Below are 23,619 nucleotides of genomic sequence, written 5' to 3'. Positions count from 1 at the left end.
TTCGGGGATAAATAGGTAAGACCTACCAGGGCCCCGGGCCTAACCTTCGCTATCGGCAGGACGCCGCGCGAGGTCCACCATGGACGCCATTCCGTCACTCGACGCTTACGAACTCTCCGACCGTTACGATCGCGCCGAGGGCCGCGTCTTTCTCACGGGCACACAGGCGATCGTCCGCATCGCGCTCGATCAGGTGCGACGCGATCGGGCGGCTGGACTCAACACCGCCGGTTTCATCTCCGGCTATCGCGGCTCGCCGCTTGGCGGCATCGATCTCGAACTCTGGCGTATCCAGGAACGCCTCGAGCGCGATCGCATCGAGTTTCTTCCCGCGGTGAACGAGGACCTCGCGGCGACCGCCGTGCTCGGCTCGCAGCAGGTCGAGACGCAAGCCGATCGCGAGGTCGATGGCGTGTTCGGGCTGTGGTACGGCAAGGGCCCCGGCGTCGATCGCTCCGGCGATGCACTCAAGCACGGCAATGCCTACGGCTCCTCGCCGCATGGCGGCGTGCTGGTGGTCGCCGGCGACGACCATGGCTGCGTCTCCTCCTCCATGCCGCACCAGTCCGACGTCGCCTTCATGAGCTGGTTCATGCCGACGCTGCACCCTGCAAGCGTCGACGAATATCTCGCGTTCGGCGAGTATGGTTACGCGCTGAGCCGCTTCTCCGGCATGTGGGTCGGCTTCAAGGCGATCTCGGAGATCGTGGAATCAGGCGCCTCCGTCGTCCTGCGCCCGCCCCGCGCCTTCCGCACGCCCGACTTCACACCGCCGCCTGATGGACTGCACTATCGCTGGCCCGACCTGCCGGGCCCGCAGATCGAGGAGCGGCTGGAGGCGAAGAAGCACGCGGTCTACGCCTTTGCCAAGGCCAATCCGATCGATCGCCACATCTACGACATTCCCAACGCCACCTACGGCATCGTCACCACGGGCAAGGCGCATCTCGATCTGATGGAAGCGCTGCGGCTGATGGGCCTCGACGAGGCCGCCTGCCGCAGCATCGGCATCGACATCTACAAGGTCGGCATGGTCTGGCCGCTGGCGCTCCACGACGCTATGGACTTCGTGAAGGGCAAGCGCGAGATCCTCGTGGTCGAGGAGAAGCGCGGAATCATCGAGAGCCAGTTCAAGGAGTATTTTTACGACTATCCGGGCAGCAAGCCCGAGCGCATGGTCGGCAAGCACGACGAAACCGGCGCACGGCTGATCTCCTGGATCGGCGAGATGTCGCCACGTGCGCTGGCATCCGTTCTGGCGCGCCGGCTCGATCCGATGTTTCCGGGGCTCAATCTCGCCGCGCGCGCCGCCGCGCTGCTGCCGGAAGCCGAACGCACCATCAGTGTCGCGGGCGCAGCGCGCACGCCCTATTTCTGCTCGGGCTGCCCCCACAACACCTCGACGAAAGTGCCCGAGGGATCGAAGGCGCTGGCCGGCATCGGCTGCCACTTCATGGCGAGCTGGATGGATCGCGAGACCTCCTCGCTGATCCAGATGGGCGGCGAGGGCGTGAACTGGGCGGCGTCGTCGCGATTTACCGGCCGCAAGCACGTGTTCCAGAATCTCGGCGAAGGCACCTATTATCATTCCGGCTCGATGGCGATCCGTCAGGCGATCGCGGCAAAGGCCAACATCACCTACAAGATCCTGTTCAACGACGCCGTCGCCATGACCGGCGGCCAGCCGGTCGACGGCCCCGTCAGCGTGCATGCCATCGCGCACAGCGTCCGCGCCGAGGGCGTGGCGCGCATCGCGCTGGTGTCGGATGAGCCGTCGCAGTTTTCACCCGCAGACCTGCCCAGTGGCGTCACCATCCACCCCCGCGAGGAGATGGACGCCGTGCAGCGCGAGCTGCGCGACGTCTCCGGCGTCTCGGTGCTGATCTATCAACAGACCTGCGCCACCGAGAAACGGCGCCGACGCAAGCGCGGGCAGATGGCCGATCCCAAGCGCTTTGCCTATATCAACGATCTCGTCTGCGAAGGCTGCGGCGACTGCTCGGTCGAGTCCAATTGCCTCAGCGTCGAGCCGAAGGAGACGCCGTTCGGCCGCAAGCGCCAGATCAATCTGTCGGCCTGCAACAAGGATTTTTCCTGCCTCAACGGCTTCTGCCCGAGCTTCGTCACCGTCGAAGGCGCGACGCGACGGAAGAAGAGCGCCAGCCAGATTGATGCGATCGGCCGTTCGGCGACGCTCGCCCTGCCCGCCCCCGCAACACTGGATCGTCCCTACGATCTGCTCGTGACCGGCGTCGGCGGCACCGGCGTGATCACCGTCGGCGCGCTGATCGGCATGGCCGCGCATCTGGAGCGCCGCGGCGTCTCGGTACTGGACTTCACCGGCTTTGCGCAGAAATTCGGTCCCGTGCTGAGCTACATCCGTCTTGCCGCCTCACCCGAAGCGCTGCATCAGGTCCGTATCGACCAGGGCGCTGCCGACGCGTTGATCGGCTGTGACCTTGTCGTCAGCTCGTCGCCGAAGGCATCCGGCACCTACCGCCGCGGCACGCGCGCTGCTGTCAACACCGCGGAGATGCCGACAGGCGATGTCGTCCGCTTCCGCGACGCCGACCTCGCCTCGCCCGCCCGTCTGCGTGCGATCCGGCAGGTCATCGGCAACGACAATCTGGACACCATCAACACCAACGCGCTGGCCGAGCGCCTGCTCGGCGATGCCGTCTATGCCAATATCATCATGCTCGGCTTTGCCTGGCAGCGCGGCATCGTGCCGGTCTCGCTATCAGCGCTGCTGCGCGCGATCGAGCTGAACGGCGTCGCGGTCGACCGCAACAAACAGGCTTTCGCGTGGGGCCGCATCGCCGCCGCCGATCCCGAGTTCCTGCCGAAAGCGAATGAAGCGCCAAAAGCCGAGACGCTCGACGAGCTCATCATCAGGCGCTCCGATTTCCTCGCTGCCTACCAGGATGACGCCCACGCGGCGCGTTATCGGGCGCTTGTCGCCAAGGTCCGCAGCGCCGAAGCCGGGTTCGACAGTGAGGCGCTGACCGAGGCAGTCGCCCGCGCTCTGTTCAAGCTGATGGCCTACAAGGACGAGTATGAGGTTGCGCGTCTGCACATGAGAAGCGGCTTCCTCGACGAGCTGAAGCGCGAATTCGAGGACGGATTCAGCGTGCAGTATCATCTCGCGCCGCCGTTCCTCACCTCAGGCCACGATGCACGCGGCCGCCCGCGCAAGCGCGCCTTCGGGCAGTGGATCCAGATGCCGCTCGCGGTATTGGCGCGGCTCAAGGTGCTGCGCGGAACGCCGTTCGATCCGTTCGGCTACACCGCTGAGCGGCGCACAGAGCGAGAGCTGATTGCCTGGTATGAGGGCGTCATCACGCAAATATTGGGCAAGATCGACGCGGCCCATCTGCCCGAGCTCGTCGCCATCGCCAGGGCCCCGATGGAGATCCGTGGCTACGGGCCGGTCAAAGACATCGCCATCGCGAAGGTGAAACCCGAGGTCGAGCAGTTGCTCGCCCGTCTCGCCGCATCTTCGCCGGTAAAGATGCGCGCCACGGGTTGACGCGACGCCACCGAGGCTTCAGCCTTGCGGATTGAAGCGGCTCCCTCTTGGAGCCCTGCAATCGGGTGGCTCATCATGGATTTCGACCAGATAACCCTGACCGAGGCCGCGGCGGAGCTCGCGGCCGGAAAAATCACGAGCCATGCAATCACCTCTGCGGCACTCGCCCGCGCCAAAGCAAATGGCGACCTGAACGCGTTCATCACCCTGGATGAAGAAGGGGCTCTGAAAGCCGCAGTCGCGTTCGATACGCGGGGCGCAGGCGCCGGGAGCAAGCCGCTTGGCGGCGTTCCTGTTGTGATCAAGGACAATATCGAAGTCGCGGGATTGCCCTGCACCGCTGGAACGCCGGCGCTGAAAAGCTTCATTCCGAGCGTTGACGCCCCCGTGGTGGCGAAGCTGCGCGCCGCGGGCGCCGTCATCATCGGCAAGACCAGTATGCACGAGCTTGCATTCGGCATCTCCGGTTACAACACCGCGTTCAAGACCGGCGCCGAATATGGCGTGCGCAACGCTTATGACCACGGCCTGATCGCCGGCGGCTCCTCCTCGGGAACGGGCGCCGCGATCGGCGCGCGGATCGTGGCGGGCGGACTTGGCACCGACACCGGCGGCTCCGTGCGCGTGCCTGCCGCGCTGAACGGCTGTGCCTCGCTGCGGCCGACCGTCGGCCGCTATCAGCAGGCCGGCATCGCGCCGATCTCGCACACCCGCGACACCGCCGGCCCGATGGCGGCCACCATGGCTGACGTCGCGCTCCTCGATCGCGTCATCGCTGGCGGCGATGCCGTGCAGCCCGCCGATCTTAGGCAGGTCCGCCTCGGCCTTGTGAAGAGCATGCTGGCCAACCTCGACGGCGATACGGAAGCCGCGTTCCATGGAGCGCTCGGCCGATTGAAAGCGCAAGGCGTGACCGTGGTCGACATCGAGATGCCGGAGCTTGCCCAGCTCAACGGCCAGGTCGGATTTCCCGTCGCGCTTTATGAGGCCTATGACGACATGGTCGCCTATCTCAAGCGCACCGGCACGGGCGTGACCATCGAGGCGATGGTCGCGCAAATCGCGAGCCCTGACGTCAAGGGCACTTATGAGGGCCTGGTGCTGCCGCGCAAATTGCCGGCGCCCGACGGCAGCTTGGTCGATGCGAAGCCGGTCTATGATCATGCGATCAATATTGCGCGGCCCGCGCTCCAGGCGCTGTATGCGCGGACATTTGCCAGCAACAAGCTCGACGCCATCGCCTTCCCGACCACGCCGCGGGTTGCGATTGCCTCCAATCCGGAGTCGAGCAGTCTCGAAAACTTTGGACTGTTCATCCAGAACACCGATCCCGGCAGCAATGCCGGGATTCCCGGCATTCAGATTCCGGTTGCGCTGGGTGCGACCAGCAGGCTTCCGATCGGACTTGAATTGGACGGACCGTCAGGCAGCGACGAGCGGCTGCTCGCGATCGGCGTGGCACTTGATTCTGTGTTTGGACGACTGCCGCCACCGCGCTGACGCTCTCGTAGGGTGGGCAAAGCGCAAGCGTGCCCACGCCTGTGGCGATTGACAAGAGATCGTGGGCACGGCGCAAGAGCGCCTTTGCCCACCCTACGAAACTGCCGCTGTTGGACCAACAGCATCCACATCGTCATTGCGAGCGCAGCGAAGCAATCCAGAGTCTTTCCACGGATGCATTTCTGGATTGCTTCGCTGCGCTCGCAATGACGGGAGCTGTCACCCGTCGGCTAAGCCTCACGAATACGGATTGATCAGCTTCTGCTGCTCGGCGCTGTGATGCACGAGCATGTCAATGAAGGTCCTGACCTTCGCCGACAGATGATGGCGATGCGGATAGACCGCGTTCATCGACATCTCGACAGGCCGGTATTCCGGCAAGAGGCGCACCAGCCGCCCGGCATCGAGATCATCGCTCACCAGAAACCCCGCGAGCAGGCCGATGCCGGCGCCCTCGATCACCATCCGCCTGAGCGCCTCGCCGCTGTTGGTGACGAGGCTGCCTGAAATGCGCACCGAAGCGGGCGCGCCCTTGCGATCGAAGAAGCGCCACTCATCACCATGGGGATAGTTGAGGTGGCGGCCGCAGTTATGCTCGGTGAGCTCGGCGAGCTGCTGCACGCGGCCGTGCTTTTCGAGATAATCGTGCGAGCAGCACAACACGTGGCGCCATGTGGCGAGGCTGCGAACGATCAGGCTGGAATCCGGCGGCGGCGTCATGCGAAGCGCGACGTCATAGCCCTCCTCGATCAGATCGACATTGGCTTCGCCCATGCGCAGGTCGACTTTCACCTCCGGATAGGTCGAGAGCAGTTTGGCCACGACGCCCGCCACAAAGGGCACCATATGGGTGGCGGAATGAATCCGCAGCGTGCCGCGTGGCACCGATTGCAACGCGCCGGCGATGTCGTCGGCCTGCTCGATGTCGGCGAGGATCTGGATGCAGCGGTCGTAATAGGCCTTGCCGATCTCGGTGACGCTGACCTTGCGCGTGGTGCGGTTGAGCAGGCGCGCACCGAGCCGCTCCTCCAGTGCCTGGATGTGGTTGCTCACCATGGTCGTGGACATGTCGAGCTTGCGGGCGGCGGCGGAGAACCCGCCGGTATCAACGACCCGGACAAAAGCGGTCAGGCTGGTCAGCCGGTCCATGAGCGCCTCGGATTATGCAGCGTGGGTGGACAATCATTTTGCTTTTTGGCGGATTATCACAAGGGCCGGGACAGCGCATCTTCCGCCCAGACAACAGCGCCCCTTCGGGACGGGACGCCCCAGGGACTCCGGAGGATGCCATGTCGGACGCAGCTTACACCACTGAAAAAACTGATAAAATCAGCCTGAAGCCATCCCGCAAGGCGATCAAGCGGGCGGCCCTCGCGCTGGCGCTGGTTCTCGGCGTCGCTGCGGCCGGCGACTTTGGCTACAATTACCTGACCACCGGCCGCTACCTCGAGACGACCGATGACGCCTATGTGAAGGCGGATTCCACCATCATCGCCCCCAAGGTCTCCGGCTACATCGCAAAGGTGCTGGTCGGCGACAACGAGAAGGTCCGGGCCGGCCAGGTGCTGGCCAGGATCGACGACCGCGACTTCAAGGCCGCGCTGGGCCAGGCCCGCGCGGATGTCGCAGCCGCCGAAGCCTCGGTCCGCAACCTCGATGCCCAGCTCGAGCTGCAACAGCCTGTCATCGAGCAGAGCACCGCCGACGTTGCCGCGGCCGATGCCAATCTGAAATTCGCGCAGGAGGAGCGCGCCCGCTACGACGATCTCATGAAGTCGGGCTCCGGCACGATCCAGCGCGCGCAGCAGACCGACGCGGCGCTCCGCGCCAGCAACGCGCAATTGCAGCACGCCAAGTCGGGACTGCTCGCCGCACAGCGCAAGGTCGATGTGCTGACCACACAGCGTGCGCAGGCCACCGCGCAGCTCGATCGCGCTCGCGCCGTCGCCGACCAGGCCGAGCTGAACCTGTCCTATACCGAGATCACTGCGCCCGTTGACGGCACGGTGGGCGCGCGGTCCTTGCGCGTCGGCCAGTACGTGCAGGCCGGCACGCAATTGATGGCGGTGGTTCCGCTCGACGCGGTCTATGTAGTCGCGAATTTCAAGGAGACCCAGCTCACGCATGTGCGTGCGGGCCAGCCTGTCGAACTGATCGTCGACAGCTTTCGCAATCGCACGCTGCACGGCCATGTCGACAGCCTTTCGCCGGCCAGCGGGCTTGAATTCGCGCTGCTGCCGCCGGACAATGCCACCGGCAATTTCACCAAGATCGTGCAGCGTGTGCCCGTGAAGATCGTGCTCGACGATCACAGCCTCACCGGCCTGCTACGGCCCGGCATGTCGGCGGTGCCGACGGTCGATACCAAGGCGGCCGTGGTGGCCGAGCGCGAGACGAGCAAGCGCGTCGCCGACAACGCGCCGCGCGCGAACGGCGGCTGACACGTGCAGGCCCGGCAGGATTATAAAATCCTACCGGATGATCCTTCCCGAACTTCCCTGATTATCGAACCCATCCGCCTGATGCATCCTGTCTCCACATCAGAGACGAGGCTTCCATGAGCACGCTTCAACCGACCGTCAACGACGCTGCCAGCCTTCCCGCTCCCGCTGCACCCACTGCGCCCGCCGTATCGGCCAAAACCTGGATCGCGGTGGTCGGAGCCACGCTCGGCGCCTTCATGGCGGTGCTGAATATCCAGATCGTCAACGCCTCGCTCGCCGACATCCAGGGCGCGATCGGCGCCGGCATCGACGACGGCGGCTGGATCTCGACGTCCTATCTGATCGCCGAGATCGTGGTGATCCCGCTGTCCGGCTGGCTCGCGCAGGTGTTCTCGATCCGGATCTATTTGCTCACCAACGCGATCTTGTTTCTGGTGTTTTCCGCAGCCTGCGCGCTGGCACAAGACCTGCCGCAGATGATCGTTCTCCGCGCCGTGCAGGGCTTTAGCGGCGGCGTGCTGATTCCAATGGCGTTCACGCTCATCATCACGCTCCTGCCGAAGGCGAAGCAGCCGATCGGACTTGCGCTGTTTGCGGTCTCCGCGACATTTGCGCCCGCGATCGGCCCGACCATTGGCGGTTATCTCACCGAGAATTGGGGCTGGCAGTACATCTTCTACGTCAACCTGGTGCCCGGCACGCTGATGATCGCGATGCTCTGGTTCTCGCTGGAATCCAAGCCGATGAAGCTGTCACTGCTCCGCAAGGGCGACTGGCCGGGCATCATCACCATGGCGATCGGCCTCTCCGCGCTTCAGACCGTGCTGGAAGAAGGCAACAAGGACGATTGGTTCGGCTCGCCCTTCATCGTGAGACTGTCGGTAATCGCTGCCGTGGCGCTGACCGCGTTCCTGATCGTCGAACTCACGGTGAAGAAGCCGCTCCTCAATTTGCGTCTGTTGGTTCGCCGCAATTTCGGCTTCGGCATCCTCGCCAACTTCCTGCTGGGCATCGCGCTATATGGTTCGGTGTTCATCTTGCCCGTCTATCTGTCGCGCATCCAGGGCTACAATTCCGAACAGATCGGCATGGTTCTGGCGTGGACCGGCCTGCCACAGCTGTTGTTGATCCCGCTTGTGCCGCGGCTGATGCAGCGTTTCGATGCCCGGATCATTATCGCCATCGGCTTCGCGCTGTTTGCCGCCTCCAACTTCATGAACATCTACATGACGAATGATTACGCCACGGATCAGCTGTTCTGGCCCAACGTCGTTCGCGCCATTGGACAGGCCTTTGTGTTCGCGCCGCTCTCGGCCGTCGCCACCGCCGGGATCGAACCGGAGAATGCCGGCTCCGCGTCGGGCCTATTCAACATGATGCGCAATCTCGGCGGTGCGATCGGCATTGCCGTGCTGCAAACGCTCCTGACCAAGCGCGAGCAATATCACTCCAACGTGCTGACGCAATCGGTCTCGGTTTTCGAGCAGGCCACACGCACGCGGCTGGAGCAGCTCACGCAGTATTTCATCAATCACGGCGTGCTCGACCGTGCCGACGCCACGCATCGCGCCTATGTCGCGATCGGCCATATCGTGCAGAAGCAGGCCTTTATCCTCGCCTTCAGCGACACCTTCTATCTGCTCGGCCTGGCGCTGATCGTAGCCTTCATCGCCTCCCTCTTCCTGAAGAATCCCGGCCACGTCTCGGCCGGGGGAGCCCACTGATCCCTAACCCAGCAAAAGGAGAACGACCATGAAACCCCGCATGAACTTTTACCAGGCTGCCCCCGATACGATGAAGGCGCTGATGGCGCTGGAAGAGCAGATCCAGTCGACCGGACTCGAGAAGTCTCTGATCGAGCTCGTCAAGATCCGGGCCTCGCAGATCAACGGCTGCGCCTTCTGCATCAACATGCACACCGAGGATGCCCGCAAGCGCGGCGAGACCGAGCAACGCATCTATCTGCTCAATGCCTGGCGTGAATCCCCTGTCTATACCGACCGCGAGCGTGCCGCACTTGATTGGACCGAGTCGGTGACGCTGATCTCCGAGACGCGTGCGCCCGACGATGTCTACGAACAGGTCCGCGCGCAGTTCTCGGACGCGGAGACGGTGAACCTGACCGCGCTGATCGGCGCCATCAATGCCTGGAATAGGCTGGCGATCGCGTTCCGCGCGGTGCATCCGGTGAAGGTGAAAGCGTCGGTGGCGTAGGCTACGTCGACGGTCTCGTAGGGTGGGCAAAGCGAAGCGTGCCCACCTTCTGCCAGCGAAAAGAGAGGACGTGGGCACGGCGCAAGGGCGCCTTTGCCCACCCTACGGCAGCGGAAGATACCGCCTAGACCGCCGTCGCCTTGGCGAACTCCACATAGATCTCGCGCAACCGCGTCGCCATCGGGCCGGGCTTGCCATCGCCGATCGTCTTGCCGTCGACGGCGACCACCGGCTGCACGAAGGCGGATGCGCTGGTGATGAACGCTTCCTTCGCGGCGAGCGCTTCTTCCACCGTGAAGGAGCGCTCCTCGACGCGGAGCTGGCGCTCTTCGGCGAGCGCGACCACGGCCTTGCGGGTGCAGCCCGGCAGGATCGCGTTGGAATTCTTGCGGGTGACGATGACGTCGTCCTTGGTGAGGATGAAGGCGGACGACGAGCCGCCCTCGGTGACGTAACCATCCTCCAGCATCCAGGCCTCGCCGGCGCCGGCTTCGGCCGCGGCCTGCTTCGCCAGCACCTGAGCCAGCAGCGCCACGCTCTTGATGTCGCGCCGTTCCCAGCGGATGTCGGGCACGGTGATCACATTGATCCCCGTCTTGGCCGAAACGGCGTTGATGATGTCCTTTTCCGAGGTGAACATCACCAGGCTCGAGACGACGTCATCCTTGGGGAACGCAAAGTCACGACCCTTGTCGGCGCCGCGCGTGACCTGGAGATAGACGAGGCCGCTCGCAAGCTTGTTGCGGGCGATCAGCTCCTTCTGGATCTCGGTAATGCGCTCAACCGTCACCGGCAATCTCAGCTTGATCTCGCCGACCGAACGCTCCAGCCGCGCCAGATGCGAGGCGTTGTCGACCAGCTTGCCGTCGAGCACGGCCGAGACCTCGTAGATGCCGTCGGCGAACAGGAAGCCGCGGTCGAGTACCGAGATCTTTGCTTCCGCGAGCGGGACGAATGAGCCGTTGACGTAGGCGATCGAATCCAAGGCGGGTCTCCTGGCGGCAATGAAGGATCTGGCGCGGTTATACGCCAATCGAGGGCGCCGAGCACCCCTCGTTTCGTCATTCCCCATTGCGCACTCGCGCAATGTGGGCATTCGCAAAGCGAATGAGCCCGGAATGACGGCTAGTGCGACAAGATCTTCGACAAGAACTTCTGCGCGCGGTCGCTGCGGGGCTTGCCGAAGAAATCGTCCTTCGGGGCGTCCTCGACGATCTCGCCGCGGTCCATGAAGATGACGCGGTTGGCGACCTTGCGCGCAAAACCCATTTCGTGGGTCACGACCATCATGGTCATGCCTTCGCGGGCGAGGTCGACCATGACGTCGAGCACCTCGCTGACCATTTCGGGATCGAGCGCCGAGGTCGGCTCGTCGAACAGCATCACGATCGGATCCATCGCGAGCGCGCGCGCAATCGCAACGCGCTGCTGCTGGCCGCCGGAGAGCTGCGCCGGGAATTTCTGCGCCTGCTCCTTCAGGCCTACGCGCTCCAGCAGTTGCATGCCCTTGGCGAGCGACTTGTCATGCGCGCGGCCCAGCACCTTCTCCTGCGCAAGGCAGAGATTGTCGATGATCTTCAGGTGCGGGAACAGCTCGAAATGCTGGAACACCATGCCGACGCGCGAGCGCAGTTTCGGCAGGTTGGTCTTGGGATCGTTGACTTTGGTGCCGTCGACGCTGATATCGCCCTTCTGGAACGGCTCCAGTGCATTGACGCATTTGATGAGGGTCGACTTGCCCGAACCGGACGGACCGCACACCACCACCACCTCGCCCTTGGCGACGCTGGTGGTGCAATCGGTCAGCACCTGGAAGGTCGGGCTGTACCATTTGTCGACGTGGCTGATTTCGATCATGACGGGCCCTAGCGAAGGATAGCGATGCGCGCCTGGAGACGGCGGACGCCGAAGGACGCGATACAGGAAATGGTGAAGTAGACGATTGCGGCAAACAGATACATCTCGACCAGACGGCCGTCACGCTGCGCGACCTTGCTGGCGGCGCCGAGGAAGTCGGTGATCGACAGCACGTAGACCAGCGAGGTGTCCTGGAACAGCACGATGGTCTGCGTGATCAGCACCGGCAGCATGTTGCGGAAGGCCTGCGGCAGCACGACGTAGCGCATGCTCTGCGCGTAGGTCAGACCGAGCGCACTGGCGGCCGCCGGCTGCCCGCGCGAGATCGACTGGATACCGGCGCGCATGATCTCGGAGAAATACGCCGCCTCGAACATGATGAAGGTGATGAGCGAGGAGGCGAACGCGCCGACGCTGATCGGGCGCGATGCGCCGGTCACCCACTGCCCGATATAGGGCACCAGGAAGTAGAACCAGAAGATCACCAGCACCAGCGGCAGCGAGCGCATGAAGTCGACATAGAGGCCGGCGATGCGCCCGAGCGTCTTGTAGCCGGACAGCCGCATCAGGGCGATGGCCGTACCGAAGACGAGGCCGCCGAACGCGGACAACGCTGTCAGCAGCACCGTGAAGCTCATGCCCTCGTAGAACAGATACGGCAGCGCGCGGATAATGACGTCGAAATCGAAATTGCTGAACACGGCGCTATTTCCCCGTGATGTAGCCGGGGATCGCGACGTAACGCTCGAGGAAGCGCATGGCGGTCACGACGACGGCGTTGACGAGGAGGTAGAGCAGCGTCGCGGCGGTGAAGGCCTCGAACACCTGGAACGAGAATTCCTGCATCGAGCGCGCCTGTCCGGTCAGCTCGAGCAGGCCGATGGTGATGGCGACCGCGGTGTTCTTGATGGTGTTGAGGAATTCCGAGGTCAGCGGCGGCAGGATGATGCGGAACGCCATCGGCAGCAGCACGTAGCGATAGCCCTGCGCCGTGGTCAGGCCGAGCGCGGTCGCGGCCATCTTCTGCCCGCGCGGCAGCGAGCCGATGCCCGCTTGCAATTGCACTGCAACGCGCGCCGACATGAAGAAGCCGATGCCGATCGCCGCCGTCCAGAACGGCGCGTTCGGCAATTGCTTCAACCACAGGCCGGCGGATTTCGGCAGCAGTTCCGGCAGCACGAAGAACCACAGGAACAGCTGCACGAGCAGCGGCATGTTCCGGAAGAACTCGACATAGCAGAAGCCGAACCAGTTCGCGCCCTTCGACGGCAACGTGCGCATCACGCCGACGACCGTACCGGTGATGAGCGCGATGATCCAGGCCAGCATCCCGGTTTCAAGGGTCAGCACCAGTCCCGACAGCAACATGTCGAGATAGGTGCCGGTCCCCATCGGGTTCGGCTGGAAAAAGATTCCCCAGTTCCAATGGTAGTTCACGTGTCCCCCGCGCGAACGCGCCAATCAAAATTGGCTCGAAAGAAGGTCTGGGCGCCTATGCAAATGTCCGGCCACTCTGGTGTCAAGAGTGGCCGGACATGATCCCGATCCTGAGATCGAGTTTATATCTTACTTATAGTCGTCCGGGATCGGCGAGTCCGAGGGTTTTGCGAACTCGTGCTTCAGCTGATCGGAGATCGGGGTGTTGAGGTTCAGACCCTTCGGCGGGATCTTGGACATGAACCACTTGTCGTAGATCTTCTGGCCTTCGCCCGAGGTGTAGAGCGCAGCGGTTGCCGCATCCACGACCTTCTTGAAGGGGGCGTCGTCCTTGCGCAGCATGATGCCATAGGGCTCGGGCTTGGAGAACGCATCCTTGGAGATGACATAGTCGGACGGCGTCTTCGAGCCGGCGACGAGGCTCGCGAGCAGGATGTCGTCCATTACGAAAGCGACCGCGCGGTCGGTCTCGACCATCAGGAAGGCTTCGGCGTGGTCCTTGGCCGGAATGATGTTGGCGCCGAGCTTCTTCTCGACGTTGGCTTCGGTGAGCTGCTTGATGTTGGTGGTGCCGGCGGTGGAGACCACCGTCTTGCCCTTGAGGTCGTCGATCGACTTCAGGCCGCTCGACTTCTTGAACACATAGCGGCTGGCGGTCAGGAAGTGGGTGTTGGTGAAGGCGACCTGCTTCTGACGCTCGGTATTGTTGGTGGTCGAGCCGCACTCGAGGTCGATGGTACCGTTCGCCATCAGCGGGATACGCGTCGCCGAGGTCACCGGGTTGAGCTTCACCTCGAGCTTGTCGAGCTTGAGCTCCTTCTTCACGGCGTCGACGATCTTGTAGCAGATGTCCATCGCGAACCCGACGGGCTTCTGGTTGTCGTCGAGATAGGAGAACGGGATCGAGGAGTCGCGGAAGCCGAGCGTGATGGCGCCGGTGTCCTTGATGTTCTTCAGCGTGCCGGTGAGTTCCTCGGCCCCAGCCTGGCTCACAGCAAAGGTCGCGACGAGCGCGAGGCCGATGTGACGGAAATGTTTCACTTTTTCTCCCCTTTCAGGATGATGCGGCCAGATGCAAGCACATCTCGGCCCGGATTAGAATGTGACTTTCGGCTGGATGCCCGCTCAGGTTAATGGCCGCGGTAATTCACCGAGATCCCAGAACAAGCCGGCCATGACCGTCAAGGCTTCTTCGGTCAATGGCAGCAGGATGTGCTCATTCGGCGCATGCTGGGAGCAGCCGGGATAGGAGTGCGGGACCCAGATCGTCGGCAGGCCCAGAACTTCCGAAAACACATCGTTGGGCAGCGAGCCGCCGAAGTTCGGCAGCACCGCCGGCGCCTTCCCGGTAGTGTTTTGGACGGAATCCGCCGCCCATTTGATCCAGGGGCTGTCGAAATCGGTGCGCGAGGCGGCAAAGCTCTGGGCCGCCCGCACCTCGACCATTGGAAAGCCCTTTGCGACGAGGTGCGCTTTGACAGCGTCGATCAGGCCATCGACCTTGGTGCCAACCACGAAACGCAGTTGCAGCACGGCATTGGCGTGGCCGGGAATGGCATTGGCCGGCTTCTCGATATTGCCCGATGACATCGCCAGCACTTCCAGCGTATTCCAGGCATAGAGCCGCTCGGCCGCGGACAGGCCGTCCTCACCCCAATTCTCTGCGAGCGCAGGCTCGTCCTCGGTCGGGACCACCTGCACATCGGCAAGATAGCTGCGGATCTGGTTGGTCAGGCGCGGGGGCTTCAGCGCGTCGAGCTGAAGCCGGCCTCGGCCGTCGACCAGCGTCGAGATCGCGCTGACCAGAATGGTCGCGGGGTTGGCGAGCACGCCGCCCCAATTGCCGGAATGATGTCCGCCATCCCGCAAGTTCACATCGAGATGGATGCGGATGCCGCCGCGGCAGCCCAGGAACAGCGTCGGCCGATCCGCCGACAGCCGCGGCCCATCGGAGGCCATGAACAGGTCGGCCTTCAGCGCGTCGCGGTTGAGGTCGCAGACCTTGCTGAGATCAGGCGAGCCGATCTCCTCGCCCATCTCGACGATGAACTTTGCATTGAAGCCAAGCTTGCCGCCGCGGGCCTCGCGCACGGCGCGAAGTGCCGCCATGTTGATGCTGTGCTGGCCCTTGTTGTCGGCTGTGCCGCGGCCATAGAGGCGGATGCCAGAAGCGGTCGTGCGCCAGGGATCGCGGCCCTCGCGCCACTCGCCTTCCATGCCGTCGACGACGTCGCCATGGCCGTAGATCAGAACGGTCGGCGCGGATGCGCTCTCGTGGTGTTCGGCGAACAGGAACGGCGACTTGCCGCTCGGGGATTCCACGATGCGGCTCTCGAAATCGAGCGCAGCGAAGGCCGGCGCCATCTCCTGTTCCAGATAGGCGCGCAGCTCCGGGCCGCGCGAGGCATTCTGGCTTTCCGTCTTATAAGCGACGCGGCGGTCGAGTTCGGCAAGGAACGCGCCGGATTTGAAGTCGTCCCGGGCGCGGGCGATGGCGTCGGCTCTGGTCATTCTTATCGTCTTCAACTTGATGGAACGAGGCAGCGTAGCGGACTACGCGGACGCTCGAAAGTGGCGGGGGCTTGCGATTTCGTTCTTGCTCTCTTGAGCTTGGCTTGCCAAGGGCTGGCGTGCCGTCGATTTTGGCCTTGCCAAGCGCAATTGGTATGCAAGAACTTCGCCAAGTTGGGGCGCACGTCTATCATTCGAAGAGCGCTCAGTACAGGGCGCCGGGGGACCAGCATGGCTAAAGAGATCAGGCTCAACGCATTTGCGATGAATTGCGTCGCGCATCAATCGCCCGGGCTGTGGACCCATCCGCGCGACCGCACCGCCGAATATAACCGCCTGCCCTACTGGATCGATCTCGCCAAGACGCTGGAACGCGGCCGCTTCGACGGGTTGTTCCTGGCCGACGTGCTTGGTGTCTACGACGTCTATGGCAATAGCCCTGACGCAGCCTTGCGCAATGCAGCACAGACGCCGTCGAACGAGCCGCTGCTGCTGCTGTCGGCGATGGCTGCGGTGACTAAAAATCTCGGGTTTGGCGTCACCAGCAATCTGTCGTTCGAGCCGCCCTACCCGTTTGCGCGGCGGATGTCGACGCTCGACCATCTCACCGAGGGTCGGATCGGCTGGAACGTCGTCACAGGCTATCTCGACAGCGCCGCGCGCGGCGCCGGAAAGGACAAGCAGACCGGGCATGACGACCGCTACGACATCGCCGACGAGTATATGGAGGTGGTCTACAAGCTCTGGGAGGGAAGCTGGGAGGACGACGCAGTGCTGCGCGATCGCAAACGCGGCATCTTCACCGATCCCAGCAAGGTTCATCGCATCAATCATGAGAGCGCGAACTACCGCATCAACAACACGATTCATCTGAGCGAGCCGTCGCCGCAACGAACGCCCGTGCTGTACCAGGCCGGCACCTCGCCGCGCGGCCGGCAGTTCGCGGCCAAGCACGCCGAATGCGTGTTCATGTCGGGACCATCGGCCAAGATCATCGCGCCGCGCGTCGCCGCGATCCGCGAGGAAGCCGCCAAGTTCGGCCGCAACCCGGCCGAGATCCTGATGTTCAACATGATGACGATCATCCTCGGCGACACCGAGGCTGAAGCGGCGGCGAAATATGCCGACTACCGCTCGCACATCAATCCGGAAGGCGCCCTCGCCTTGATGTCGGGCTGGACCGGCATCGACTTCTCCGGCTACGAGCTCGATCAGCAGGTCCGTCACGTCCAGAACGATGCCGGCCGCAGCGCGCTGGACAATGTCACCCGCGGTGACCCCGACCGCGTCTGGACCGTGCGCGACGTCATCGAGCATGTCGGCATCGGCGGCGCCGGCCCCGTTGTCGTCGGCACGCCCGAGAGCGTCGCCGACAAGATCGAGGACTGGTTCGAGAAGACCGACGTCGACGGCCTCAACGTCGCGTTTGCAATCTCGCCGGGTGATTTCGAGGATATCAGCGACATGCTGGTGCCGGAGCTGACCAAACGCGGGCGCTATAAGCCGGAATATGCGAAAGGCACGCTGCGGGAGAAACTGTTCGGCGACGGCCGCGCAAGGCTAGATGCGCCGCATCCGGCGGCGGGGTATCGGGTGGGGGAGAAGGCAGGCTAACGCCCACGCTGCAAGTTCCGTCATCCTGAGGTGCGCGCCCTTGCGCGCCTCGAAGGATGGACGGCCGAGATGCAGCCGGGCCGTCGCCCTTCGAGGGCCGCTGAAGAAGCGGCTACCTCAGGGTGACGGTGAGAGTTTTGTGCATGATGCAACCACATCGTCATTGCGAGCGAAGCGCGGCATCGTCGCACGACCGCCTACACCTTCCCATCCACCATCACCTCGATCAGCTTCGTCCCCGGCCGGTTGAACGCAGACGCCAGCGTCGCCTTCAGCTCGCTGGGATCGCTGATCTTGATCGCCTCGCAGCCGAGCGCCTTTGCGACACCGGCGAAATCAACGGGCGGATCGGCGAAATCCATGCCGACATAATTGTCGTCACCATGGAAAGCGAGCAGGCGCTGCTTGATGATGCGATAGCCGCCATTGTTGGCGATGACGACGTTGAGCGGCAGCTTGTGATGCGCGGCGGTCCACAGCGACTGGATCGAATACATGGCGCTGCCGTCGCCTGAGAAACACACGACAGGTCGATCCGGATTGGCGATGCTGGCGCCGACGGATGCCGGCAGGCCCCAGCCGATGCCGCCGGAGGCGAGGCCGTGATAGCCAAAGCGGTCGCGGTGCGGACGCAGCGCCGTGACCTGGCGGCTGGAGGTGAGGCCTTCATCGACGAGAATCGCGTGGTCGGGCATGGCCTCGACCATCTGCAGCACCAGATAGTCGGGATCAACAGGCGTCCGGCCGGCGCTCTTTCCGATCTGCTCGATCACTGCGGCACGTCGCGCGGTCCAGTTCTTCGGCGCGAGCTCGGCTAGGCGTTGTTTGGCGCGGCTCGCCAGCGCCGCCCCGCCCATCTCCTTCAGCACCGGGATCAACGCGCGCAGCGTTTCCCTCACATCCGCCTTGAGCGCGATCTCGGCGCCATAGTTCTTGGCGATCTCCCAGTCGACGAGACCGATCTGCACGATGCCGAGACCATCCGGCAGCGCATCGACTTCGCTATAGACCGACATGCGCAGCGGATCGCCGCCGAGCGCGATCAGCAGATCGTAGGGCGCCAGCGTATCGCGCGCGACTTTCTGCACGCGGGCCAGCGTGCCGACGAAGCCTGGGCTCTCCGAAAGGAAGTGCGCGCCATAGGGTGTCGAGGATTGGTAGGCAGCGGCCCCGAGCAATTCGGCGAGTTCGGCAGCTTCTTTCAGGGCGTCGCTCTTGACTACCTCGTCCATGGTGACGATGACGGGGCGCTCGGCCTTGAGCAGCCGCGCGGCAAATGCCCTCAGCGCCTCATCCGACGGTTTCGTGCGCGCGTCGATGCGGGTGGAGCGGCCGAGATCGATGCCGGCCTCGCTGTTGAGGATATCGCCCGGCAGCGAGATGAACACCGGCCCGGTCGGCGGCGTCATGGCCACCTTGGCCGCGCGGCGCACGATGCGCGGCAGGTCCTCAAGGCGCGTCACCTCGACCGCCCATTTCACCAGCGGCTCGGCCATCCGCACCAGCGGGCCATAGAGCACCGGCTCCATCAGGCCGTGCCCCTGCTCCTGCTGGCCGGCAGTCAGGATCATCGGCGTGCCCGTGAACTGGGCGTTGTAGAGCGAGCCCATCGCGTTGCCGAGGCCCGGCGCGACATGGACATTGCAGGCGACGAGCTTGCCGGAGGCGCGGCTGTAGCCGTCGGCGATTGCGACCACCAGGCTCTCCTGCATCGCCATCACATAGGTGAGATCAGGATGATCCTTCAACGCATGCATGATCGGCAGCTCGGTGGTGCCGGGGTTGCCGAACAGATGCGTGATGCCCTCGTCCTTGAGCAGCGCGAGAAAGGCGGAACGGCCGGTGATCTTGTTCTTCATGTTTCCTCCAGGAGCGGACGTTGCCGCAAGGACGAAAGACATGATGGCCGAAATTTCGAGGCGCGCAAGGAAACGCGGTCATGGCTGCCTTGCGCTGGCGAGCCGCGCTACATCTCCTCGCGCCCGAGCTCGAACGGATCCTCGCCGCTGGCGCGCTTCTTCTTTTTCGAGCGCTGCCACACCACGCCCGGAAAGCCCTTCAGGGGCACCAGCGGCTCGCCGGTGTACGCCCATTCCTGCAGCTCCTCGATGGCGATGTGATAGAGCGGCTGGCGGCCGGTGCGCTCGTTGAACAGGGCGCGCGGGATGTTGACCATATGCGGGCCGCGCGGTCGCTCGTAGGCGATCGGCGTGCCGCAGTGCGAGCAGAAGCTGCGCGCGGTCCTGGTCGCCTTGTCCTCAAAGCGGGTCAGCGCGGTCTTGCCTGAGGTGATGCGAAAGCGCTTTTTCCAGCTGCCGACATAAGTCGCGTAAGCCGCGCCATGAGCGCGGCGGCTGGCGGCGGAGTGATCATGCCAGGCCCAGCGCGCGGGGACGTCGATCTCGAAGCTGACCTTGCCGCAGAGGCATTGGCCCGTGGCGGTTCCTGCGGCGACTGCGGCTTTGGCCATGATGGTCTCTCCGGTCGTCATTGCGAGCGCAGCGAAGCAATCCAGGATCTTTCCGCGGAGGCCGTCCTGGATTGCTTCGCTGCGCTCGCAATGACGGAATTTGTGGTAGCGGTTGCGCAACAAATCAAGCTCGTCATTCCGGGGCGCGACGAAGTCGCGAGCCCGGAATCCATTGTGCGACAACCCAGGACGTGAAATGGATTCCGGGTTCGATGCTACGCATCGCCCCGGAATGACGGAGACGGAGACCTATGCCGGCGCAAGCGCGTCATGGACAGGATAATCCGTATACCCCTTCTCCTCGCCGCCATAGAACGTCGCGCGGTTGTATGGCGTGATCGGGTAGTCGTGCTCGAGGCGCCGCGGCAGATCGGGGTTCGAAATGAAGATGCGCCCGAAGGCGATGATGTCGGCGTGGCCTTCTGCGATCGCGGCATTGGCGGTCTCGCCGGTGAAACCGCCGGCGGTCATCAGCACGCCGCTGTAGTGCGGACGGAACAGCACCATCGCCGAGGGTACGTTCTCCCAATGGACGTCGGCGCGGCCCGCGCCGCTGGAGCGCGGCTCGATGAAGTGCAGGTAGGCAAGGCCGAGCTTATCGAGTGCCTTCACGACATGCGTGTAGAGCGGCATCGGATCCGGCTCGGCGGAATCATTGGCGATGCCATGCGGGGACAGCCGCACGCCGACGCGGCCCGCGCCCCAGACATCGATCGCGGCCTGGGTCACTTCAAGCAGCAGGCGCGTGCGGTTCTCGATCGATCCGCCATACTGATCGGTGCGCTGGTTGCTGCGCGACTGCAGGAACTGCTCGAGCAGATAGCCATTGGCGCCGTGGATCTCGACGCCGTCGAAGCCGGCCGCGAGCGCGTTCTTCGCGGCTTGCCGGAAGGCCTCGACGATGCCCTTGACCTCGTCGGTCTCCAGCGCGCGCGGCGTCTCGTAATCGGCGATCTTGCCGTCGGCGGTCATCGCCTTCATGCCTTCGGCCCTGATCGGGATCGCCGACGCCGAGACCGGCAGCTCGCCGCCGTGGAAGGAGGAATGCGAAACGCGGCCAACGTGCCAGAGCTGGAGGAAGATGATGCCGCCCTTGGCGTGCACGGCATCGACCACCTTGCGCCAGCCGGCGATCTGCGCCTCCGAATAGATGCCCGGTGTCGCTGGATTGCCCCGGCCATGCGAGAGCACCGGCGAGGCTTCGGCGATGATCAGTCCGCCCTTGGTCGCACGCTGGCCGTAATATTCGGCGTTGAGCGGCCGCGGCGAAAAACTGTCGCGCTCGGCGCGCATGCGCGTCAACGGCGCCATCGCGACGCGGTGCGCGAGCTTGTACGGACCGACTTGCAACGGTTTGAACAACGCCTCGAATTTCATGGGGGCCCCGGCTGTCTTTGAACGGATGCACATCATATAGCGAGGGGCGGCCGCCGGAAAAGGCGCCGCCCCACAAAAGCAGATATTCCCTCGCGCGGAACGCTACAGAGAGGCCCTACCCCGTCTTGATCCAGACGGCCTTCACGTTGAGATATTCCTCGACATGCTGCTTGCCGGATTCGCGGCCGTAGCCGCTCATCTTGTAGCCGCCGAAGGGCACGGCCGGATCCATTGCCTGGTAGCAATTCACCCACACCGAGCCGGCGCGCAGGCGCTTGGCAACCGCATGCGCCTTGGTGACGTCACGCGTCCACAGGCCGGAGCCGAGTCCAAAGGTGGTGTTGTTGGCGCGCTTGACCAGCTCGTCCATGTCCTTGAACGCGATCGCGGAGATGACGGGACCGAAGATCTCCTCCTGGGCGATGCGCATGTTGTCCTGAACGCCCGCGAACACCGTCGGCGAGACGAAGAAGCCCTTTGACAGCGCACCCTCGGTGACGCGGCCGCCGCCGGCGAGCGCTCGCGCACCTTCCTTCTGGCCGATGTCGAGATAGCCGGTAACGCGCTCGAGCTGCTGCTCGGAGACCAGCGGGCCGATCTGCACGTTCGGATCGAGGCCGTTGCCGACTTGCAGCTTCTTGCCGAACTCGGCGACGCGGCCGACGAACTCCTCGTAGATCGCCTGCTCGACGAACAGGCGCGTGCCCGCGCTGCAGATCTGTCCCGAATTGGCGAACACCGCCATCGCCGCCCCGGGCACGGCGGCATCGAGATCGGCGTCCGCGAACACGATGTCAGGCGACTTGCCGCCGAGCTCGAGCGAGACGCGCTTGAGATTGCCGGCCGAAGCACGGATGATCGACTGGCCCGTGACATGCGAGCCCGTGAAGGCAACCTTGTCGACATCGGGATGCGAGGCGAGCGCGGCACCCGCCGTCTCGCCATAGCCGGGCACCACGTTGACGACCCCAGCCGGAATGCCGGCTTCCATCGCGAGCTCGGCGATGCGGAGCGAGGTGAGCGGCGCCTCTTCGGCCGGCTTGAGCACCACGGTGCAGCCGGTCGCGATGGCAGGACCGATCTTCCAGATCGTCGCGGTGAGCGGACCGTTCCAGGGAATGATGGCGCCGACAACGCCGATCGGCTCCTTCAGCGTGTAGGAGAAAATCTCGCCGGGCAGCGAGTTCTCGATGGTCTCGCCGTGGATCGCCGTGGTCTGGCCGGCATAATATCTCAGCATGCCGACGGCGCGCAGGCGATAGGCGCGGGTGCGGCTGAGCGGCGCGCCCATGTCGAGCGTGTCAAGCTGCGACAATTCGTCAAAGTTCTTCTCGACAAGGTCGGCGAGCCTGAGCAGCAGGTTTTGCCGCTCGAACGGCTTGACCTTGCTCCAGGGGCCCTCGAAAGCGCGGCGGGCGGCCGCGACCGCACGATCGATATCTTCCTTGTCGCCCTCGGCGACGGTTGCGAGCAGTTCGCCGGTGGCGGGGTTACGGCTCTCGAAGCGCTTGCCTGAGGCCGCATCGACCCACTTCCCGTCGATCAGCATTTGCTTGTAGGACCCGTTGGCGAACGGATGGCGCGTGATCGGAATCGCCTGCGACACAGCCATGTCTGCACTCCCTAGTCATTGATTGTTGGTTTCGATCTCGGTGGGATCGTTAAGCCGAACAGAATACAGCGGCGCCGGAAACGGGTAAAGTCGGCGTGGAACGAGGACCTCCCATGCCGACTTGTGCAGGGTCGCGCGAACGCCATGTTATAGCTCGACCAAGGTCCATTCCTGGAGAACAGCCATGCCGCATCCTGTCATCGCCAAGGGCAATGTTGCCGTGATCACCGGCGGCGCATCCGGCATCGGTTTCGCTGCAGCCCTGGCGTTTGCGCGCGCCGGGATGAAGGTGTGCATCGCCGATGTCGATGAGACCAGGCTGGCAGAGGCTGCAACAAAACTGTCATCGATCGCAGGCGCAGCGAACGTGATGACATCGATGGCCGACGTCAGCCGGATCGAGAACTTGACGGAACTGGAACGCGCCGTGGGCGCGCATTTCGGCGGAACGGACCTGCTCATGAACAATGCCGGGATCCAGCCGGGCAGCAGCTTGTTCGGCGAGCCGGACCATTGGCAGCACATCATCGGCGTCAACATGTGGGGCATCATCAACGGCTCGCGCATCTTCGCGCCGAACATGATCGCGCGCGGCAAGGCCGGCCTGATCATCAACACCGGCTCCAAGCAGGGCATCACCACCCCGCCTGGCGATCCCGCCTACAATGTCTCCAAGGCCGGCGTGAAGGCGTTTACCGAGGCGCTCCAGCATGAGCTGCGCAACACCAGGGATTGCCACATCACCGCACACCTGCTGATCCCCGGCTTCGTGTTCACGGGGCTCACCGCCAAGGGCCGCACCGAAAAGCCCGCCGCCGCGTGGACGCCTGAGCAGACGGTCGAGTTCATGCTGGCGCGGCTCGAAGCCGGCGATTTCTACATCCTCTGCCCCGACAACGACGTGCCCCGCCCGCTCGACGAGAAGCGCATGCTGTGGGCTGCCGGCGACATCGTCGAGAACCGCCCGCCGCTGTCGCGCTGGCATCCGGATTACGCGGAGGCGTTTGCGAAATTCGCGAAGGGAAGCTAGGTGCGCCTTCCCTTCTACCCCTTT

Annotated in this window: 18 protein-coding genes; 7 read left to right on the top strand and 11 right to left on the bottom strand. The window is 64.1% G+C overall.

The annotated features are described in order from the left end of the window. Positions 1 to 79: 79 nt before the first annotated feature. Positions 80 to 3,529 (top strand): indolepyruvate ferredoxin oxidoreductase family protein, encoded by a 3,450-nt coding sequence (locus tag Q0687_RS35410; RefSeq protein WP_298887608.1) that lies wholly within the window; start codon positions 80 to 82, stop codon positions 3,527 to 3,529. 75 nt (positions 3,530 to 3,604) lie between these two features. Then, a complete protein-coding gene (gene iaaH, locus Q0687_RS35405; RefSeq protein WP_298887606.1) occupies positions 3,605 to 5,029 on the top strand; it encodes an indoleacetamide hydrolase in 1,425 nt (474 codons plus the stop codon). Between the two features lie 237 nt (positions 5,030 to 5,266). Here the strand turns inward: iaaH and Q0687_RS35400 are convergent, their stop codons facing one another. Next, positions 5,267 to 6,178 carry a LysR family transcriptional regulator gene (locus Q0687_RS35400; RefSeq protein ID WP_298887605.1) on the bottom strand — a complete coding sequence of 304 codons (912 nt, stop codon included), beginning with the start codon at positions 6,176 to 6,178 and terminating at the stop codon, positions 5,267 to 5,269. Between the two features lie 140 nt (positions 6,179 to 6,318). Here Q0687_RS35400 and Q0687_RS35395 point away from each other — a divergent pair, with 140 nt between their 5' ends. The 3 genes from Q0687_RS35395 (at position 6,319) to Q0687_RS35385 (ending at position 9,687) form a co-directional block, all read left to right on the top strand. Further along, a complete protein-coding gene (locus Q0687_RS35395; protein WP_298887603.1) occupies positions 6,319 to 7,470 on the top strand; it encodes an HlyD family secretion protein in 1,152 nt (383 codons plus the stop codon). Between the two features lie 116 nt (positions 7,471 to 7,586). Next, positions 7,587 to 9,197, top strand: a complete 1,611-nt coding sequence (locus Q0687_RS35390) for an MDR family MFS transporter (protein ID WP_298887599.1) — start codon at positions 7,587 to 7,589, stop codon at positions 9,195 to 9,197. Positions 9,198 to 9,225: 28 nt separating this feature from the next. After that, on the top strand, positions 9,226 to 9,687 hold the full coding sequence (locus Q0687_RS35385; protein ID WP_298887596.1) for a carboxymuconolactone decarboxylase family protein: 462 nt from the start codon (positions 9,226 to 9,228) through the stop codon (positions 9,685 to 9,687). Positions 9,688 to 9,811: 124 nt separating this feature from the next. On the opposite strand, the gene Q0687_RS35380 is transcribed toward Q0687_RS35385, so the two are convergent. The 6 genes from Q0687_RS35380 to Q0687_RS35355 form a co-directional block, all read right to left on the bottom strand. Next, positions 9,812 to 10,672: a D-amino-acid transaminase gene (locus Q0687_RS35380; protein ID WP_298887593.1), complete on the bottom strand. Its 861-nt coding sequence runs from the start codon at positions 10,670 to 10,672 to the stop codon at positions 9,812 to 9,814. Between the two features lie 140 nt (positions 10,673 to 10,812). Then, entirely contained in the window at positions 10,813 to 11,544 is a 732-nt protein-coding gene (locus Q0687_RS35375) for an amino acid ABC transporter ATP-binding protein (RefSeq protein WP_298887590.1), read from the bottom strand. A gap of 8 nt (positions 11,545 to 11,552) precedes the next feature. Beyond that, positions 11,553 to 12,245 carry an ABC transporter permease subunit gene (locus tag Q0687_RS35370; protein WP_298887588.1) on the bottom strand — a complete coding sequence of 231 codons (693 nt, stop codon included), beginning with the start codon at positions 12,243 to 12,245 and terminating at the stop codon, positions 11,553 to 11,555. A 4-nt stretch (positions 12,246 to 12,249) separates the two neighbouring features. Beyond that, on the bottom strand, positions 12,250 to 12,981 hold the full coding sequence (locus Q0687_RS35365) for an amino acid ABC transporter permease (RefSeq protein ID WP_298887587.1): 732 nt from the start codon (positions 12,979 to 12,981) through the stop codon (positions 12,250 to 12,252). Positions 12,982 to 13,110: 129 nt separating this feature from the next. Next, on the bottom strand, positions 13,111 to 14,022 hold the full coding sequence (locus Q0687_RS35360; protein WP_298887585.1) for an amino acid ABC transporter substrate-binding protein: 912 nt from the start codon (positions 14,020 to 14,022) through the stop codon (positions 13,111 to 13,113). 84 nt (positions 14,023 to 14,106) lie between these two features. Continuing rightward, the gene (locus tag Q0687_RS35355) at positions 14,107 to 15,492 is read right to left on the bottom strand and encodes a M20 family metallopeptidase (protein WP_298887583.1); all 1,386 of its coding nucleotides are present in this window, start codon (positions 15,490 to 15,492) and stop codon (positions 14,107 to 14,109) included. 231 nt (positions 15,493 to 15,723) lie between these two features. Between Q0687_RS35355 and Q0687_RS35350 the strand changes: the two genes are divergently transcribed. After that, complete coding sequence (locus Q0687_RS35350; RefSeq protein WP_298887581.1) at positions 15,724 to 17,106, top strand: LLM class flavin-dependent oxidoreductase; 1,383 nt, start codon at positions 15,724 to 15,726, stop codon at positions 17,104 to 17,106. Positions 17,107 to 17,303: 197 nt separating this feature from the next. On the opposite strand, the gene Q0687_RS35345 is transcribed toward Q0687_RS35350, so the two are convergent. From Q0687_RS35345 to Q0687_RS35330, 4 genes are all read right to left on the bottom strand, one after another. Beyond that, the gene (locus Q0687_RS35345; RefSeq protein ID WP_298887579.1) at positions 17,304 to 18,965 is read right to left on the bottom strand and encodes a thiamine pyrophosphate-binding protein; all 1,662 of its coding nucleotides are present in this window, start codon (positions 18,963 to 18,965) and stop codon (positions 17,304 to 17,306) included. Positions 18,966 to 19,072: 107 nt separating this feature from the next. Next, positions 19,073 to 19,576, bottom strand: coding sequence for a GFA family protein (locus Q0687_RS35340; protein WP_298887577.1), 504 nt, complete (start codon positions 19,574 to 19,576; stop codon positions 19,073 to 19,075). A gap of 249 nt (positions 19,577 to 19,825) precedes the next feature. Then, positions 19,826 to 20,953 carry an alkene reductase gene (locus Q0687_RS35335; protein ID WP_298887575.1) on the bottom strand — a complete coding sequence of 376 codons (1,128 nt, stop codon included), beginning with the start codon at positions 20,951 to 20,953 and terminating at the stop codon, positions 19,826 to 19,828. A 115-nt stretch (positions 20,954 to 21,068) separates the two neighbouring features. Next, entirely contained in the window at positions 21,069 to 22,565 is a 1,497-nt protein-coding gene (locus Q0687_RS35330) for an aldehyde dehydrogenase family protein (protein WP_298887573.1), read from the bottom strand. Positions 22,566 to 22,749: 184 nt separating this feature from the next. Here Q0687_RS35330 and Q0687_RS35325 point away from each other — a divergent pair, with 184 nt between their 5' ends. Then, complete coding sequence (locus tag Q0687_RS35325; RefSeq protein WP_298887571.1) at positions 22,750 to 23,595, top strand: SDR family NAD(P)-dependent oxidoreductase; 846 nt, start codon at positions 22,750 to 22,752, stop codon at positions 23,593 to 23,595. Positions 23,596 to 23,619: the final 24 nt, after the last annotated feature.

This window comes from uncultured Bradyrhizobium sp., from assembly GCF_936928535.1.
GTDB lineage: Bacteria > Pseudomonadota > Alphaproteobacteria > Rhizobiales > Xanthobacteraceae > Bradyrhizobium.
The sequence above is the reverse complement of the archived record's forward strand: the minus strand, read 5'-3'. Positions and strand labels throughout refer to the sequence as shown.